Below are 17199 nucleotides of genomic sequence, written 5' to 3'. Positions count from 1 at the left end.
TTAGGCTAGGCTAACCTCACTGGTGCAAGGTAAGGTTTGGCTGCCCTTGCACGGGGCACAGTGGACAGCGCGAAAGCAAGGGAACCCGAATGCTCCTCCATAGAACGACGACGTCTACGAAGCGGTGGCGGCGACTGGCGGCGGCAGCGTCCGCCGCGGCCCTCGGCGTCGGTCTCCTCGCCGGATGTGGTTCCGACACGGAGGAGAAGGCGACCGACAAGGCCCCGGCCGCGGCCACCGGTGCGTTCCCGGTCACCGTGGAGCACGCGTTCGGATCCACGAAGATCGAGAAGGCCCCGGAGCGCGTCGTCACCGTCGGCTACACGGACGACCAGACCGTCCTGGCGTTCGGCATCAAGCCGGTCGGCATGGTCGACCAGTACCCGAACCCGACGGGCCAGTCGCCCGACATCAACACCCAGTGGCCCTGGGTGAAGGACAAGTGGGGCGACGCCCGTCCCGAGGTCGTCATGAAGAACGGCGACGCGGGCCCCAACTTCGAGAAGATCGCCTCCCTGCGGCCGGACCTGATCCTCGCGGTCTACTCCGAGGTCGACCAGGCCTCCTACGACAAGCTCTCCAAGATCGCTCCCACGGTGGGCCGCACCAAGGGCGAGAAGGATCTGTTCAGCGCGCCGTGGCAGGACAACGCGATCCACATCGCGAAGGCGCTCGGCAAGGAGACGGAGGGCACCGCGCTGGTCAAGGACATCCAGGGCAAGCTCGACGTGGCTCGTGAGGCGAACCCGCAGTTCGGCAAGGAGACCGCGGTCGCGGTCTCCTGGTACAAGGACTCCATCTCGGCCTTCACCACCACCGATGTGCGCGGGCGGCTGCTGACCGGCATCGGTTACCAGGGTGCGACTGAGATCGACAAGGTCGCCGGCGGCGAGTTCTCCACCGCGCTCTCCCCCGAGCGCGTCGACCTGATCGACGTCGACCGCATCGTCGTCATCAACGACAAGGCGGACACGGACGCGCTGAAGAAGTTCGAGCTGTTCAACAACCTGTCCGCGGTCAAGGCCGGCAAGGTCTCGTACCTGCTGGACAGCGAGGGCCCGGCGGTCGGTGCGGCTCTGTCCCAGGGCACCCTGCTGTCCATGCCGTACGGGATCGACGAGCTCGTCAAGTCGGTCGAGTAGAGATGGTGGTCAACGTGTCCCGCCCCCGGCCCGAACCGGTCCGCGCGTGAGTGCCGTGGACACACGCGTCGCCCCGGCCACCCTGCGCACGGCGACCGGAGGTGAGGCCACCCGCTGGCTCGGGGCGCACTGCCGTGCGGTGCCGTGGCTGACGTTCTCCACCGTGCTCACCACGGTGGCCGGGGCGGCGCTCCAGGTGCTGCCGGTACTCCTGCTCGGCCAGGTGGTCGACGGGGTGGTCGAGGGCGAATCGCGTTCGGTCCTGGTCACGATCGGGGCGTTGATGGTGGCCGCCGCCGTGTTCGGCGCGGCGGCCACCGCGCTGTCGACGTACCTCATAGGGCGGCTGGGCGCGGACCTGCTGGCCCGGCTGCGCGAAGGCGCGGTCCGGGCGGTGCTCGGGATGCCGAGCGCGCGGATCGAGCAGGTCGGCCGGGGGGACGTGCTGTCCCGGGTCGGTGACGACGTCGCCGTGCTCTCCAGGGGGATCCGGACGGCCGTTCCCACCGTGTTCTCCGCGGGTGTGCTGGTCGCCATCGCCACGGTCGGCATGTTCGGCCTGGACTGGCGGCTCGGCCTCGCGGGCGCCTGCGCACTGCCGGCGTACGCGCTGGCCCTGCGCTGGTACCTGCCCCGGTCCGCCCCGCTCTACCGGAAGCAGCGGGCGGCCCAGGCCGACCGGGCGCAGGCGCTGATCAGTGGTCTCAACGGGATCGACACCGTCCGGGCGTACCGCCTGGAGGGTGACGTCCGCGAGAAGGTCACCAGCGAGTCCTGGCGGGTGCGCAACCTGGGCATCGAGGTGTTCCGCTTCTTCGGCCGGTTCGTCGGCAGGGAGAACCGTGCCGAGTTCATCGGGCTGGTCCTCATCCTCGTGGTGGGGTACGCCCTGCTGGAGGCCGATGCGGCCACCCTCGGTGAAGTGGCGGCCGCCCCGCTGATGTTCCACCGGCTGTTCACCCCGCTGGGCGCCATCATGTTCACCTTCGACGAGGCGCAGAAGTCGGGCGCGAGCCTGACCCGGCTGGTCGGGGTGCTGGGGGAGGAGGCGGAGGAACGCCTGGTGGGCGACGAGAGCGTCGCTCCGGCGCGGGCGGCCCCGTACCCGGTGACGGTGGAGGGGCTGACGTTCACCTACCCCGGCAGTGAGGACCCGGTCCTCCAGGACGTCAGCGTGGCGATCCCGGCGGGTGGTTCGCTCGCCCTGGTGGGGGCGACGGGCGCGGGCAAGTCGACGCTGGCCGCGCTGATCGCGGGCATCGGGGCCCCGCAGGCAGGATCGGTGCGGATCGGGTCCCACGACCTGGCCGGGCTGGACGAGGCGGGGGCGCGGGCCCTGGTGAGCATCCTGACGCAGGAGACGCACGTCTTCTCCGGGCCGCTCGCCGAGGACCTGCGGCTGGCCGCCCCGGACGCGACCGACGCCGAGCTGATGGGCGCGTTGCGCACGGTCGGCGCCGACGGCTGGGTGGACGCGCTTCCGGAGGGGCTGCACACCTCGGTCGGCGAGGGCGGGGAGCGGCTGGACGTCACCAAGGTCGCCCAGATCGCCCTGGCCCGGCTGGTGTTGGGCCGGTCGCCGGTCGTGGTGCTCGACGAGTCCACCGCGGAGGCCGGCAGCGAGGGTGCCGCCGAGCTGGAGCGCGCGGTGCTGGCCGCGTGCGCGGGCCGGACCACGTTGTTCGTGGCGCACCGGCTCACCCAGGCGATGGCGGCGGACCGGATCGCCGTGCTGGACGCGGGGCGTGTGGTGGAAGAGGGCACGCACGAGGAGTTGGTGGCTCTCGGCGGCCGTTATGCGCGCCTGTGGCGAGCCTGGCGCGAGGGTAGTTAGGCAAACCTTAGTTAGGTTAGGCTAAGCGTTCTACCTTGGAAGGGAAGCGGAGTCTTCGATGATGGAACCGAGCTCTCGTCTCGTACTGCTTTCTCCCACGGACCTGGCCGACCTGCGCCGCCGGACCGGCGACTACTCCGACCGGACCCTCGCCGAGGCGTGCGCCGTCGGTCTGTCGTACTGGGCGACCGGCCTGGGGCCCGACGGGATCGACCTGACCCCCGGCACCCTCTTCGCCGACGTCCTCGGATGGGTCGACAACGGCGGCTGCGGGCCCGTGGGTTGGGAGGTCGGTGCGGACGGCCGGACCATCGCCGTCCCCGAAGGCGTCCTACCGGCGGACGCGCAGCTCGCGCTGGACGACCTCGCCGACTTCCCGGACCGGCCCATCGGCAGCATCGGCCCGGCCGACGCGGCGTCGAGGGCCGAGGCCCTGGCCCGGTGGAACGACACCGGGGCCGACCGGGTCCGTCCGACCCTGGTGGACATGTTCCGTGAGCAGGCGCGGCTCAGGCCGGACGCCGTGGCCGTCGTCGACCGGAAGCGCTCACTGACCTACCGTCAGGTCGCGGAACACTCGAGTCAGTTGGCGCATCACCTGATCGAGCGCGGTCTCACCGCCGAACAGGTCGTCGGTATGTCGCTCGGCCGCTCGGCCGACATGGTGATCGGGCTGCTCGGCGTGCTCCAGGCGGGCTGCGCGTTCGTGCCGCTCGATCCGCAGTGGCCCGCCGCGCGCCGCGCCGTCGTCGTCGAGGACGCCCGGGTCGTGCTGCAGCTCAACGACTCGGGTGAGCACGGCCCGGGTGAACCGGCAGCCGTGGCCGTCGACCTCGACGACTGGCGGTTCGGTGCCTACCCCGTAGGGGACACCGGGATCACCGTCCCCGGTGCCGCCCTGGCCTACGTGATCTTCACCTCCGGATCCACCGGGCGCCCCAAGGGAGCCATGATCCGGCACGAGGCGATCAGTGAACGCCTGCTGTGGCAGGTCGACGAGATCCTGCACTTCGGCCACGACGACGCGTCCCTCTTCAAGGCGCCGCTGTCCTTCGACATCTCCATCAACGAGATATTCCTGCCGCTGGTGTGCGGCGGCCGGCTGGTCGTCCTGCGGCCCGGCGGCGAACGCGACCCGCACCACCTGCTGAGCGTGATCGCCGAGCAGCGCGTCACCTTCACCTACCTGGTGTCGTCCATGCTGGACGTCCTGCTGGAGATGGCGGGCGACTCGGGGCGGCTGGACAGCCTGCGCCACGTGTGGTGCGGCGGCGAGGTGCTCACCCCGGAGCTGTACGAGCGGTTCCGCACCCGGCTCGACATCCCCATGTACCACGGCTACGGCCCCGCCGAGACGACGATCGGCGTCTCGCACGTCATCTACCGGGGCGAGGCGGAGCGCCTGTCGACGTCGATCGGCAAGGCCAACCCCAACACCCAGCTGTACGTGCTGGACGACGAACTGCGACCCGTCCCGGTCGGGGTCGGCGGCGAACTGTACGTGGGCGGGTTCCTCCTCGGGCGCGGATACGTCAACGCGCCCGGCCTGACGGCCTCCCGGTTCGTGGCGAACCCCTTCGCCGGAGACGGGTCCCGGCTCTACCGGACCGGAGACCTCGCACGCTTTGCCCCGGACGGGTCGCTGGACTTCCTCGGCCGGGCCGACAACCAGATCAAGATCCGCGGCATGCGCCTGGAGATCGAGGACGTCGAGGCCGGACTCGCGGAGCACCCCGGGGTACGCCACACCTGCGTCGTCGCGAAGAAGAACACGGCGGGCGGCACCTACCTGGTGGGGTACGTGATCCCGGCCGCCGGCAGCGAAGGGCTGAGCGCGGACGAGGTCAGGGCGTGGGCGGTCGAGCACATGGTGGAGTACATGGTGCCCACCCACACCGTCGTGATGAACGAGTTCCCGCTCACCGCGAACGGCAAGCTCGACCGTGCCGCGCTGCCCGAACCCGTGATCGGGACCGGCTCCGTCGTCGCGCCGGCCACCGAGAACGAGCGCCTGGTGTGTGCGGCGGTCGCGTCGGTGCTGCGCCTGGACGAGGTCGGCGCCGACCAGGACTTCTTCCGGCTGGGCGGAGACAGCATCCTGGCGATCTCGCTGCTGAGCGCACTGCGCGACGCGGGTCTGCACGTCACGGCACGGCAGATCTTCACCCACAGCGTCGTGGGCGCCCTGGCCGCCGTGGCGAGCCGTGAGAACGCGTCCACCGCGGAACACGGTGACGTGGCGACCGGATCCGTCGTGGGATCGCCCATCGTGCAGTGGCTCGGCGAGACCACGGACGCCATCGACGGCTTCGTGCAGTCGATGGTGCTGAACACCCCGGCCGACCTGACCGCCGAAGCCCTGGACGCCGTCCTCACGGCCGTCGTCGGACGGCACGACATGCTGCGCGCCGTGCTGGTGCGCGGGGAGCGCTGGGGCTTCGACATCCCGGAGGCGGACGGCGCCGTCGTGGGCCGGCAGGAGAGCGACCTGCCCCTCGACGCGTGCGTCACGCTCGCCACCGAGGCACTCGACCCGGACAACGGGGTGATGCTGTACGCCGTCTGGCGCCGCGAGGCACGGCAGCTGGTCGTCGTCGTCCACCACGTCGTCATCGACGGCGTGTCCTGGCGGGTCCTGATGGAGGACCTGGCCACGGCGTGGCGGCAGATCTCCTCGGGTGAGCCGGTCGAACTGCCCCCGGTGGGAACCTCGTTCCGGCGTTGGACGGAACTGCTCGGGAGTGCGGCGTTCGACGCCGACCGCGCCTACTTCCGGCGTTCCCTGCCGGGAGCGGACGGACCGGTGGGCCGGCGTGCGCTGACCGAGGCCGACACCGTCGCCCGGGAGCGGATCCGTACCGTCTCGGTCGGTCCCGAGGTCACGGCCGCGCTGCTGGGTGAGATCCCCGCGAAGTTCCACGCGGGTGTCAACGACGTCCTGCTGACCGCGCTCGCCGTCGCCCTCGCCCGGTGGCGCCGCGACCTGGGGCAGGACCAGACGTTCGCGCACATCGAGCTCGAGGGCCACGGCCGCGAGGGACGGTTCGTGGCGGGCGCCGCCGGCTTCGAACCGGAGCTGTCGCGGACCGTGGGCTGGTTCACCACCCTGTTCCCGGTGACGGTGGACCCCGGACCGGCGGCCGATCCCACAGCACCCTCGTATCTGGCCGCCGCGCTCAAGGCGGTCAAGGAAGACCTCGCCCGGGTGCCCAGTAACGGCGTCTCCTACGGCGCCCTGCGCCACCTGGCCGGCACCCGCTTCGACGCACCCGCACCCCAGGTGCTGTTCAACTACCTGGGCCGCTTCGACTCGGGCGCCACCGGGGACTGGCAGCCCGCCGGCGCCACGGGCCAGCTCGGCGAGAAGCGCGACCCGAGGATGCGTCTGCCGCGCGCCCTGGAGTTCAACGCCATCGCCGAACCCGCGTCGAACGGCGAGTACGAGCTGGTCACCACCCTCTCCTGGCCCGACGGGATGTTCACCGACGAGGACATCACGACCATCGGCGCATACCTGCGCGTGGCGCTGGCCGGACTGGCCGCGCTCGACCAGGGCGGCCACTCGCCCAGCGACTTCGGCCTGGTGCCGCTCACACAGGCCGACGTGGACGCCCTGGACGGTCCGGCGCTGAGGGACGTCCTGCCACTGACCCCGTTGCAGGAAGGCCTGTACTTCCACTCGGTCTTCGACGACGACTCGGCCGGCAGCTACGTCGAGCAGCAACTGCTCACACTGGAAGGCGAGGTGGACGCCGAGCGCCTCGCCGCGGCGGCCACCCGGCTGCTCGCGCTGTACCCGAACCTGGCCGCACGGTTCGTGGCCCTCGCCGACGGCCGTGTGGTCTCCGTGCTGGACAGCGGGTCGGAAGCCCCCTTCACCACCCTGGACCGACCCGGAATCACCGACGCGGAGATCCGTGACCACGCCGAGCGGGACCGCCGTGCCGGCTTCGACCTGGCCACCGGTCCGCTGATGCGGTACACGCTCGTCCGCCGGGGCTCCGGCCGGAACGTACTGGTGCAGACCGTGCACCACATCATCGCCGACGGCTGGTCGGTGCCGCCGATGCTCCGCACGCTGCTGGCCGAGTACCACCGGCCGGGGACCGCGTACCGGATCGGCGGGTTCTCCGACTACGTGCACTGGCTCGCCGGACGCGACGACGACGAGAGCGACCGCGTGTGGCGCGAACAGCTCGCCGGGCTTCCCGGCCCCTCGCTGGTCGCCGAGGGGCACACCCCCTCCGACCGCTTCTCCGACACCGCCGCGGAACCGGCGGACGACATCGACGCGGCCTCCCGCGCGGCCGGCGTGCCCCTGAGCGTGGCCGTGCACAGCGCCTGGGCGGTGACGCTGGGCGGCATCCTGCAGAGCAGGGACGTGGTGTTCGGCTCCACGGTCTCCGGGCGCGACGCCGAAGTGCCCGGCATCGGGGACATGGTGGGCCTGTTCATCAACACCGTCCCCGTGCGCGCCCGGTGGACCGGGACCACCGTGGCGGGCGGACTGCTCGATTCGGTGCGGGAACACCAGAGCGCCGTGCTGCCGCACCAGCACGTCTCGCTGGCGCGTATCGGCCGGCAGACCGGCTCCGGCGCCCGGTTCGACACCCTGGTGGTGTTCGACGTGGCCACCGATGTGGACGCCCTGCGGACGCCCGGCGACGAGCTGGTCGTCACCGGCATCGTGAACGAGGGCGCCCCGCACTACCCGTTGACGCTGGTGGTGGAGCGGGCACCCAACGGCCGGCCCCGCTTCAACCTGATCTACGACGCCGAGCTGCTGGGGGAATCGAGTGCACGGACCGTCCTGAGCACGTTCGTCCGGGCCCTCACCGGCCTCCTCACCCGGCCCGGCGCCCTGGTCGACGCCCTGGCCCCCGACGACGCCCGTCGTCCCGCCCGGATCACCCCGACGACCCTGGGCGGGCTGTTCGACGCCGCCGCGCACCGTGACCCGGCCGCCACCGCCGTCAGCCAGTGCGGTCTCGACGGCGGCACCCGGTCGCTGACGTACGGCGAACTTGCCGCGGCCAAGGACGAGCTGGCCTCGGCCCTGAGAGCGGCCGGTGTCGGCCCGGGCAAGCGCGTCGCCGTCGCCGTCCCGCGCTCCCTGGAGCAGGTCGTCGCCCTCGTCGCGATCGTGTCCGCGGGCGGCGCGTACGTGCCGCTGGACCTGGCGTACCCGGACGAACGGCTGGAGTACATCCTCGCCGACGCCGCTCCGCAGGTCGTCCTCGTGGACCGTGAGCAGCGGGACCGCTTCACGGACCTCCTGACCCGGCTCCCGGACGTGCGCGCCCGGGTCCTGGTACAGGGCGAAGAGCCGCCGCAGGCGGACGCGCCCCGGAACACCCCCGGATCCGGGGCCGGCTGGCACGACCCCGCCTACGTGATCTACACGTCCGGATCGACCGGCAGGCCCAAGGGCGTCGTCGTCCCGCACTCCAGCGTGGTGACGCTGCTCGCGAACACCCGGCCGGACATGGGCTTCGGCCCACAGGACGTGTGGGTCCAGTTCCACTCCTACTCCTTCGACTTCGCGGTGTGGGAGCTGTGGGGCGCGCTGGCCCACGGCGGTGAACTGCTGGTGCCGGACTACGGGCTGACCCGCTCCCCGGTGGACTTCCACCGGCTGGTCCGCGAGCGCGGAGTCACCGTGCTCAACCAGACCCCGTCGGCCTTCTACCAGTTCATCGAGGCCGACCGGCACGCCGACGCGCCCGTCACCGCACTGCGCCGCGTCATCTTCGGGGGCGAGGCGCTGGATCCCGCACGGCTGCGCGGCTGGGCCGAGCGGTACGGCACCGCCTCGCCCGAGCTGGTCAACATGTACGGCATCACCGAGACCACCGTCCACGTCACCCACCGGGTGCTCACCGACGAGGATCTGCGCCGCGGGACCAGCCCGATCGGCGGCCCGGTCCCGGGCCTGGCCACCTACCTGCTCGACGACCGGCTCCGGCCGGTGCCGCCCGGCCGGGTCGGCGCCATCTACGTCGCGGGCGACCAGGTGTCGCTCGGCTATCTGGGCAGGCCGGGGCTCACCGCGGGCCGGTTCGTGGCGAACCCGTTCGCCGACGACGGCTCCCGCATGTACCACACGGGCGACCTCGCCCGCCGCACCCTCGACGGTGAGCTGGAGTTCACCGGCCGGGCCGACGACCAGGTGCAGCTCAAGGGATTCCGCATCGAGCTCGGCGAGGTGGAGTCCGCGATCAGGGAACTCGACGGCGTCGTCGACGTGGCCGTCACCGCGGCGGAGGGCGGCGACCACCTGGTCGCCCACGTCGTCGGCCGGGCGCCCGGCGACCTCACCGGCCTCCTCTCCGCGAAGCTGCCGGTGCACATGGTGCCCGGCCGCGTACTGACCGTCGACGCGCTGCCGCTCACGGTCAACGGCAAGCTGGACCGCAAGGCCCTGACCGCACGCGCCGCACACGACGACACCCCGTTGGCGGCCGCCGGCGACTCCGTGCTCGCCACGCTCGTCGGCATCTTCGCCGAGACGCTGCCCGGCACCACCGCGGACGGTGACACCGACTTCTTCATGGCCGGCGGCGACAGCATCGTCGCCATCACCCTGATCAACCGGGCCAGGGCTCTCGGCCTGGCGATCGCACCGCGGGACGTGTTCCTGTTCAAAACCCCGCGCGCGCTCGCCGAGCACCTCGGCACGCGCACTCCGCAGGCCGCGGCCCCCGCGGCGGCCCGCCGCGAGGACGGGCCCGTGACACCCACGCCGATCGTCCTGCGCCAGCGTGAACTGGGCGGATCCCTGGCCCGGTTCGCCCAGGCCAGAGCGCTGGTGGCGGCCGACGGCACCGGGTTCGCCGACGTGGAGCGCGCCGCGAACGCCGTCCTGGCCGCACACCCGGCCCTCCGGCTGCGGCTGCGCATCACACACGGTGTGTGGACGCTGCGCACCGAGCCCGCGCGTGAGGTCACCGTCGTCCGGGCGGACACGGCCGACGCCACGACCGCGGCGAACGAGGCCGCCGGCCGTCTCGACCCCGAGGCCGGGGAAGTCGTCGCCTTCACCTGGCTGGCGGCGACCCGGACCCTCGTCGTCACCGCGCACCACCTCGCCGTCGACGCGGTGTCCTGGCTGGTCCTGCTGGACGATCTGGCCGCCGCCCTGCGGGGGGAGCCCCTGGCGCCACCGACCACGTCCTACGCCGAGTACGCCGAAGCGCTGAGCTCCGGTTCCGGCCGGGCCACCGACGACCTCGGACACTGGATCACCACACTCGGGGCGCCCGCCCTGCTGCCCGCGGTCAACGGGCTGCGGGGGACCACCGTCGTGCTCGCGCCCGACGTGAGCGACCGGGTGACGCGTACCGCACCCGCCGTGCTCGGGCTCGGTCTCACCGAGCTGCTCTGCGGAGCACTGCGGACCGCGCTCACCCACGTCCAGCCCACGCCCACCGATCTCGCGATCGAGCTGGAGCGGCACGGCCGGGTGCCGGCGCGGGAGCACCACGACTACACCCGCACGGTCGGCTGGTTCACCTCCATCGCACCTGTACGACTCACCGCGCACACCGACCCCGTCGCGGCGGCGCGCGAACTGACCGCACGCCAGCCGGACGAACACGGGCACGTCGCCTACGGCCGGCTCCGGTACCTCGACCCGCAGACGGCGCCGCTCCTGACCGCCCGCCCCCAGGTGCTGTTCAACTACCTCGGCCGGGGCAGCGAGTCCCGGGCGCTGCACGTCACGGGCGGAGACCAGGGCAGCGCGTACGCCGTCGAGGTAAACGCGTGGACCGACGAGACCACCGGAAGCCTGCACGCGGACTTCACCCTCGCCGACGGCATTCCCGACGAGATCACCGGACACTGGCGCGAGGCCCTGGAACACCTCGCTGACGCCTCCGCGACGGCCGAGCGCACGGCACCGGTCACCCCGCTGCAACGCGGCCTGTTCTTCCAGGCCCAGATGGCGGGCACGGCCGGACACTACGTCGCGCAGAGCTACTTCACCTTCGACCGGCGCCTGGACACCGGCGCGCTGGCCGATGCGATGGCGTACGTGATCGCGCGTCACCCGGTCGTGGGCGCCGGCTTCACCACCGATGACGACGGGAACCCGGTCCAGGTCCTCAAGGCGGGCCGCCGGGTCGACGTCCGTACGGTCCGCCTGGAGACGGACGCGGAAGCGGAAGCCCTGCGCGTCCGGGACCGCGACACCGGATTCGACCCGGACGAGCCGCCGCTGATCCGGCTGACCGTGGTGCGCCTGCCCGAAGACCGCGACGGCCTGCTGCTCAGCTACCACCTGCTGCTGTGGGACGGCTGGTCCCGCGAGATCCTGCTGCGGGACCTGTTCGACGCCTACCGGGCCGTCGTCGCCGGCGAGCCGCTGGACGCCACCCCGGTCTCGCCGGGCTTCGAGGACTACGCCCGGGCGCTCGACGCCAGGCCCTCCGCCGTCTCCGAACGCTTCTGGGCGGGGCACCTGGCCGGCCTGACCGGCCCGACGCTCCTGGCCGGACCGGACCCCGCCCTCACGGACGACCTGCCACGTGCCCTGGTGCGCAGGATGTCCGCCGAGCAGTCGGACCTGCTGCGGGAAGCGGCCAGGGTGCACGGCGTCACGCTCAACTCGGTCCTGACCGGGGCGTTCGGCCTCATGCTGGCAGCCCGCACCGGCCGGAGCGACGCCGTGTTCGGCGTGACCGTCTCCGGCCGCGAGGGCGAAGGCCTGTCCGACATCGTCGGCGTACTGCTGAACACCGTGCCCCAGTGGACGAGGGCCCGGCCGGACGACACGGTCGGGGAGTACCTCGCGGCCGTCCAGACGGCCAGGGTCGAGGCGATGGAGCACGAGCACCTGGGACTCGGCGAGATCCAGCGGGCCAGCGGGCACGACAGTCTCTTCGACAACCTGTTCGTGCTCCAGAACTTCCTGGACATGGACGCGTTCGCCGAGATGAACTCCCGGCACGGCATCACCTCCGTGAAGGCCGACGACTCGACGCACTACCCGTTCACCTGGGTCGTCACGCCCGGCGACCGGCTCACCGTCAAGCTGGAGCACCGCGACGACGACACCGGCAACGCCCGGCGCCTCCTCGACGACTACCTGCGGGTGCTCGACGACCTGGCCCGTTCCACCGGCCCGGTCGGCGCGCTGCCCGGTCTCGGGCCGGACCCGGAGCCCACCGGGCGCACGGACGTCGGCACGGACACCGTCGTCGACCGCTTCGACCGGGCCGCGGACCGTGCGCCCCAGCGGGTCGCGCTCGTCGCCGAGGGCTCGACGACGACCTTCGCGCAGCTCCGGGACCGCAGCCGTGCGCTGGCGGGCGTACTCGCCGACCGTGGTGTCGGCCCGGAGACGACCGTGGGCCTCGCGATCCCGCGTTCGCCCGACTGGATCGTGGCGCTGTTCGCGGTGCTGCGCGTCGGCGCCGCGTACGTACCGCTGGAGCTCGACCACCCGGACGAGCGGATCGCCGCGATCGTCGACGGCGCCCGCCCGGACGTGATCCTCACCGTGAGCGCCGTGTCGCCCCGGCTGACCGGGGAGCTGATCGAGCTCGACCGGCCCCTGCCCGAGGCGCAGCCGTTCGTGACCTTCGACCCGGACGACCCGGACCGCCTGCGGCACCCCGCCTACACGATCTTCACCTCCGGATCGACCGGGAAGCCCAAGGGTGTGGTGACCGAGTACGCCGGTCTCACCAACATGCTGATCAACCATCAGCGCCGGATCTTCGAGCCGGTGCTGGCGGAGCACGACCACCGGGTCTTCCGGATCGCGCACACCGTGTCCTTCGCCTTCGACATGTCGTGGGAGGAGCTGCTGTGGCTCGCCGACGGCCACGAGGTGCACATCTGCGACGAGGAACTGCGCCGCGACGCGCCCCGTCTGGTCGAGTACTGCCGCGAGCACGGGATCGACGTCGTCAACGTGACCCCGACCTACGCGCAGCAACTGGTGGCCGAAGGGCTCCTCGACCATCCCGAACGGCGGCCCGCTCTCGTGCTGCTGGGCGGCGAGGCCGTCACCCCGAAGCTCTGGCAGCAGCTCTCCGAGACCGAGGGGACGGTCGGCTACAACCTGTACGGACCCACCGAGTACACCATCAACACCCTCGGCGTCGGCACCTTCGAATGCCAGGACCCGGTGGTCGGCGTCGCGATCGACAACACCGACGTGTACGTGCTGGACCCGTGGCTGCGGCCCCTGCCCGACGGGGTTCCCGGTGAGCTCTACGTGTCGGGCGTCGGTATCGCCCGCGGCTATCTCGGACAGCCCGCCCAGACCGCCCACCGGTTCGTCGCGTGCCCCTTCGGCGCACCCGGCGAGCGCATGTACCGCACCGGCGACCTGGTGGTCCGCCGGCCCGACGGGAACCTGATGTACCTGGGCCGCACCGACCAACAGGTCAAGATCCGGGGGCACCGGGTCGAGCTGGGCGAGGTGGAGGCCGCGTTCGCGGCGCATCCGGCGGTCCGGTTCGCCGCCGCGGTCGCCCAGCCCGCCCCCGAGGTCGACGGGGCGTACCGGCTGGCCGCCTACCTCGTGCTCGACGGCTCCGACCTGGCGTCGGTCGCCGCCGAAGTGGGCGCCGGACTGCCGGACTTCCTGCGCCCGACGCACTACGCCCAGGTCGACGGCATCCCGTTGACGGTGAACGGGAAGGCCGACACCAAGGCGCTGCCCGAGGCCAGGCCGCTCGGTGTGCTGACCACGGCGGGCGAGCGCGGCCCGGAGACCGGTACCGAGACCGTGGTCTGTGAATTCTTCGCCGAGGCACTGGACCTGGACGACGACGAGGTGAGCGCCGTGAGCGACTTCGTCTCCCTCGGGGGACACTCGATGCTGGCGGTGCGGCTGATCGGGCTGCTCCGCCGGGAGTACGGTCCTGTGATCACGATCCGCGACCTGCTCACCCTGCGAACCCCGGAAGCGATTGCCAGCCACCTTGATGACAACTCCTGACCCGCAGCGCCCCCGCCGGGGGGCCGACATCCTCCGGACCGCACTGCGCCGCAACACAGGCGCCATGACCCGGGGCACCGTCCTCATGGGCCTGTACCAGGCCGGTGAGACCGCGTTCCCCATCGCGCTCGGCCTGATCGTCGAGCACTCCCTGCAGGAGCGCAGCCTCGGCTCGCTCGGGCTGTCCATCGGCGCGCTGGCCGTGATCATCACGACCGTGTCGCTGTCGTGGCGGTTCGGCATGCGCGTCCTGCAGGAGGCCAACACGACCGAGGCGCACCGCTGGCGGGTGCAGGTCGCGGCCTGCGGCCTCCAGCCGGTGGCCAGGGACGTCGACCTGAAGTCCGGCGAGGTGCTGACCATCGCCACCGAGGACGCCGACCAGACCGCGGACATCATCGAAGTGGTGCCGCTGCTGATCAGCTCGCTGGTCGCGGTGCTCGTCGCGGCGATCGCGCTGGGCCTCGCCGACATCCGGCTCGGCCTGCTGGTGATCGTGGGAACCGTCGCGATCCTGTCCGTCCTGAGCGTGATGTCCAAGCGGATCGGCGCCGGCACCCAGGAGCAGCAGGCCAGGGTGGCGCGGGCGGGCGCGAAGGTCGCCGACCTGATCACGGGCCTGCGCCCGCTGCACGGTTTCGGCGGCAACCACGCGGCGTTCGCCTCCTACCGCAAGGTCAGTACGGACGCGAAGCACCAGGCGATCACCGTCGCCAAGGTGAACGGCGTGTACGCGGGCACCGCACTGGCCCTCAACGCGGTCCTGGCCGCCGCCGTGACCCTGGCCGCGGGCTGGCTGGCGTTCGACCGCCAGATCACCATCGGCGAGCTCGTCATGGCCGTGGGGCTGGCACAGTTCATCATGGAGCCGCTCAAACTGTTCTCGGAGATGCCGAAGTACGTGATGATGGCGCGCGCCTCGGCCGAGCGGATGGCGCTGGTGCTGTCCGCGCCGCCGGTGACGGTCCCGGGGACGGAGCGCCCGGCCGCAGGCGGAGACCTGGAGATCGACTGCGTCCGGTACGGAGCACTGCGGAAGCTGAAGTTCCAGGTGGCCGCGGGCGAGTTCGTGGCGATCGCCGCCTACCAGCCGCGCTCGGCGGCCGACTTCGCGTCGATCCTGGCGGTGAACATCCCGCCCCACGCGTACGAGGGAGCGGTGCGCGTCAGCGGGCAGGAACTCTCGGACCTGGCGATCGAGGCGGTCCGTGAGCACATGCTGGTGAACCCGTACGACGCGGAGATCTTCGCGGGCACTCTCCGTACGAACATCGACCCTTCGGGCACGAGCCGGATGGTCCCCGAGGCCGTCGAGGCCTCCATGCTGACCGATGTGGTCGCCCTCCACCGCGAAGGGCTCGACCACAGCGTCCGCGACCGCGGTGCGAACCTCTCCGGGGGGCAGCGCCAACGGCTCTCCCTGGCCCGCGCGCTCGCGGCCGACACGGAGGTCCTGGTGCTGCACGACCCGACCACGGCCGTCGACGCGGTGACCGAACAGCTCATCGCCCGCAACATCGCGAAGATGCGCCGGGGCCGCACCACTGTCGTGATCACCAGCAGCCCGGCCGTCCTGGACGCGGCCGACCGCGTCCTCGTCCTCGACGACGGCGTCATCACCGCCGAGGACACCCATCGCAACCTCCTCGCCACCGACGAGGCGTACTGCGTCGCGGTGGCCCGGTGACCTGGCCCGACGGGACCTGATCCGACCGGCCCGGTCGGGCGGGAGCCCCTCGGCCGGGCCGGGTCCTGTGCCCTCGGCCGGGCCGGGTCCTGTGCCCTCGGCCGGGCTGCGGCCGGACGCCCGGGCGCGCCGGGAGGGGCCGCGTACCGGCCTGCCTCAGAAGGCGAGCCGGGCGCGGATGGTCTTGCCCGTCGCCGTGCCGGGCCCGCGTGTGACCATCAGCTCGGTCGCCAGGCAGCGGAGCATGTGCCAGCCGAACCCGCCGCTGCCGCCGTTCAGGTCAGGTGTGCGCTCGTGCGGCAGTTCCGGGCTCGGGTCGCTGACCGCGGCGGTCACCGAGTCCGTGGTGGCGGAGAGCACGAGGGTGTACCGGCCGCCGCCGTGACGCAGCGCATTGGTCGTGAGCTCGGAGACCACCAGGACGAGGGAGTCGGCAGTCGTCGCATCCGGTGCCGGGGCGAGACGGCCGGTGAAGGCCCGCGAGGCCTCCCGGGCCCGGTGGATACTGTCGAGGCTGTCGCCCCGCACGACGGTCGGAGTGGAAGGCGCCGATGCGACGGCTACTGTGTCGTTGGTCATGCGTATTCACCCCATCTGTCGTCTGTTGTGCCTTTCGGCAGTGCCAGGCAGCGTGCCCACCCCTCGCGTTCCCATGCCTGTTCCGGCCCGCAGAGGCGGTTGTCCGGCCGGGCCGACGGCTTTCGTGAAGGGTGCGTCGGCCGGCTCGGCACGGTGTCCGGTCAGGGCAGGAGCCCGCTGCGGATCGCGCGCGGGGACCCGCCCAGTTCGCGGTGGCACGCCTTGTTGAAGGCCTGGAGATCGCTGATGCCCACCGAGGCGGCGATCGCCTGGATCGACATCGTCGACTCGCGCAGCAGGTGCCCGGCATGGTCCAGGCGGCGGTGCCGGATGTAGGCCGCCACGGTCGAGCCGGTCTCGGCGCGGAAGAGGCGCGTCAGACGGCTGTGGGAGATTCCGCTGCGCCGGGCTATGTCCGGCACCGTCAGCGGTGCCGCGAGATGGGCCTCGATGTGGGCCATGGCCGAGGCGACCGCCCCGTGCGCGCCGCCCGGACGCTCCTGTTCGGCCAGCCGCGCGACCCGCCACAGGGCCGTCCACATCTCCGCCGTCGCCTGGGCCGGCGCTTTCGGCATGGCGGCGAGCGCCCGGCGTAACAGTCCGGAGATGAGAGGGGCTTCCGTGCCGGCGTCCTGCATGACCGGTACGGAATGACACTCGCCGGCGTCCGCCACCTGCAGATGCGCGTACAGGTGCTCCGACCGGCCGCGGTAGTCGAACGTGGCCTCGGCCCCGGGCGGGATCAGGCTCACCCGGCCCGGGCCGATGGCGTGCCGCCTGCCCCCGACGGTGAGGTGCCCGGCGTACCCGTACAGGTGCAGCTGCCACAGACCGGGCAACCGGAACACGTCACGCAGACCGCTGACGCCGTGCACACCGACTCCGATGTTCACCAGACCGGGAGGCTCGGCCAGTGAAAGTGAAACCTGTTCCATGGCGAAAATCTACCAGCGGACAACGAAAGGAACCCATGCCCCGGGCGATGAACGCTCATACGGTTGAC

At 72.0% G+C, this 17199-nt stretch carries 6 protein-coding genes; 4 read left to right on the top strand and 2 right to left on the bottom strand.

The window, feature by feature from the left end:
• Nucleotides 1-89 precede the first annotated feature (89 nt).
• The 4 genes from OG927_RS02560 to OG927_RS02545 are packed head-to-tail and all read left to right on the top strand — an operon-like array spanning nucleotide 90 to nucleotide 15617.
• A complete protein-coding gene (locus tag OG927_RS02560; protein ID WP_330319622.1) occupies nucleotides 90-1142 on the top strand; it encodes an iron-siderophore ABC transporter substrate-binding protein in 1053 nt (350 codons plus the stop codon).
• A 46-nt stretch (nucleotides 1143-1188) separates the two neighbouring features.
• Nucleotides 1189-2976 (top strand): ABC transporter ATP-binding protein, encoded by a 1788-nt coding sequence (locus OG927_RS02555; protein ID WP_330319621.1) that lies wholly within the window; start codon nucleotides 1189-1191, stop codon nucleotides 2974-2976.
• A gap of 58 nt (nucleotides 2977-3034) precedes the next feature.
• Entirely contained in the window at nucleotides 3035-13930 is a 10896-nt protein-coding gene (locus tag OG927_RS02550; protein ID WP_330319620.1) for an amino acid adenylation domain-containing protein, read from the top strand.
• A complete protein-coding gene (locus tag OG927_RS02545; protein ID WP_330319619.1) occupies nucleotides 13917-15617 on the top strand; it encodes an ABC transporter ATP-binding protein in 1701 nt (566 codons plus the stop codon). The genes OG927_RS02550 and OG927_RS02545 overlap by 14 nt, the downstream gene beginning before the upstream one ends.
• Nucleotides 15618-15773: 156 nt before the next feature.
• Here OG927_RS02545 and OG927_RS02540 read toward each other — a convergent pair whose 3' ends face one another.
• Nucleotides 15774-16196, bottom strand: coding sequence for an ATP-binding protein (locus OG927_RS02540; protein ID WP_330319618.1), 423 nt, complete (start codon nucleotides 16194-16196; stop codon nucleotides 15774-15776).
• A gap of 161 nt (nucleotides 16197-16357) precedes the next feature.
• On the bottom strand, nucleotides 16358-17131 hold the full coding sequence (locus tag OG927_RS02535; protein WP_124283163.1) for an AraC family transcriptional regulator: 774 nt from the start codon (nucleotides 17129-17131) through the stop codon (nucleotides 16358-16360).
• Between the last annotated feature and the right edge of the window lie 68 nt (nucleotides 17132-17199).

Origin of the sequence: Streptomyces clavifer, from assembly GCF_036345975.1 — a bacterium.
In the GTDB taxonomy this organism is placed as follows: domain Bacteria; phylum Actinomycetota; class Actinomycetes; order Streptomycetales; family Streptomycetaceae; genus Streptomyces; species Streptomyces clavifer.
This window is presented reverse-complemented; position numbering and strand designations above follow the sequence as displayed.

Coding starts and splice junctions, on each gene's coding strand:
- OG927_RS02560 (WP_330319622.1), top strand. CDS start 90: ATGCTCCTCCATAGAACGACGACGTCTACGAAGCGGTGGCGGCGACTG.
- OG927_RS02550 (WP_330319620.1), top strand. CDS start 3,035: ATGATGGAACCGAGCTCTCGTCTCGTACTGCTTTCTCCCACGGACCTG.
- OG927_RS02545 (WP_330319619.1), top strand. CDS start 13,917: ATGACAACTCCTGACCCGCAGCGCCCCCGCCGGGGGGCCGACATCCTC.
- OG927_RS02540 (WP_330319618.1), bottom strand. CDS start 16,196: ATGACCAACGACACAGTAGCCGTCGCATCGGCGCCTTCCACTCCGACC.
- OG927_RS02535 (WP_124283163.1), bottom strand. CDS start 17,131: ATGGAACAGGTTTCACTTTCACTGGCCGAGCCTCCCGGTCTGGTGAAC.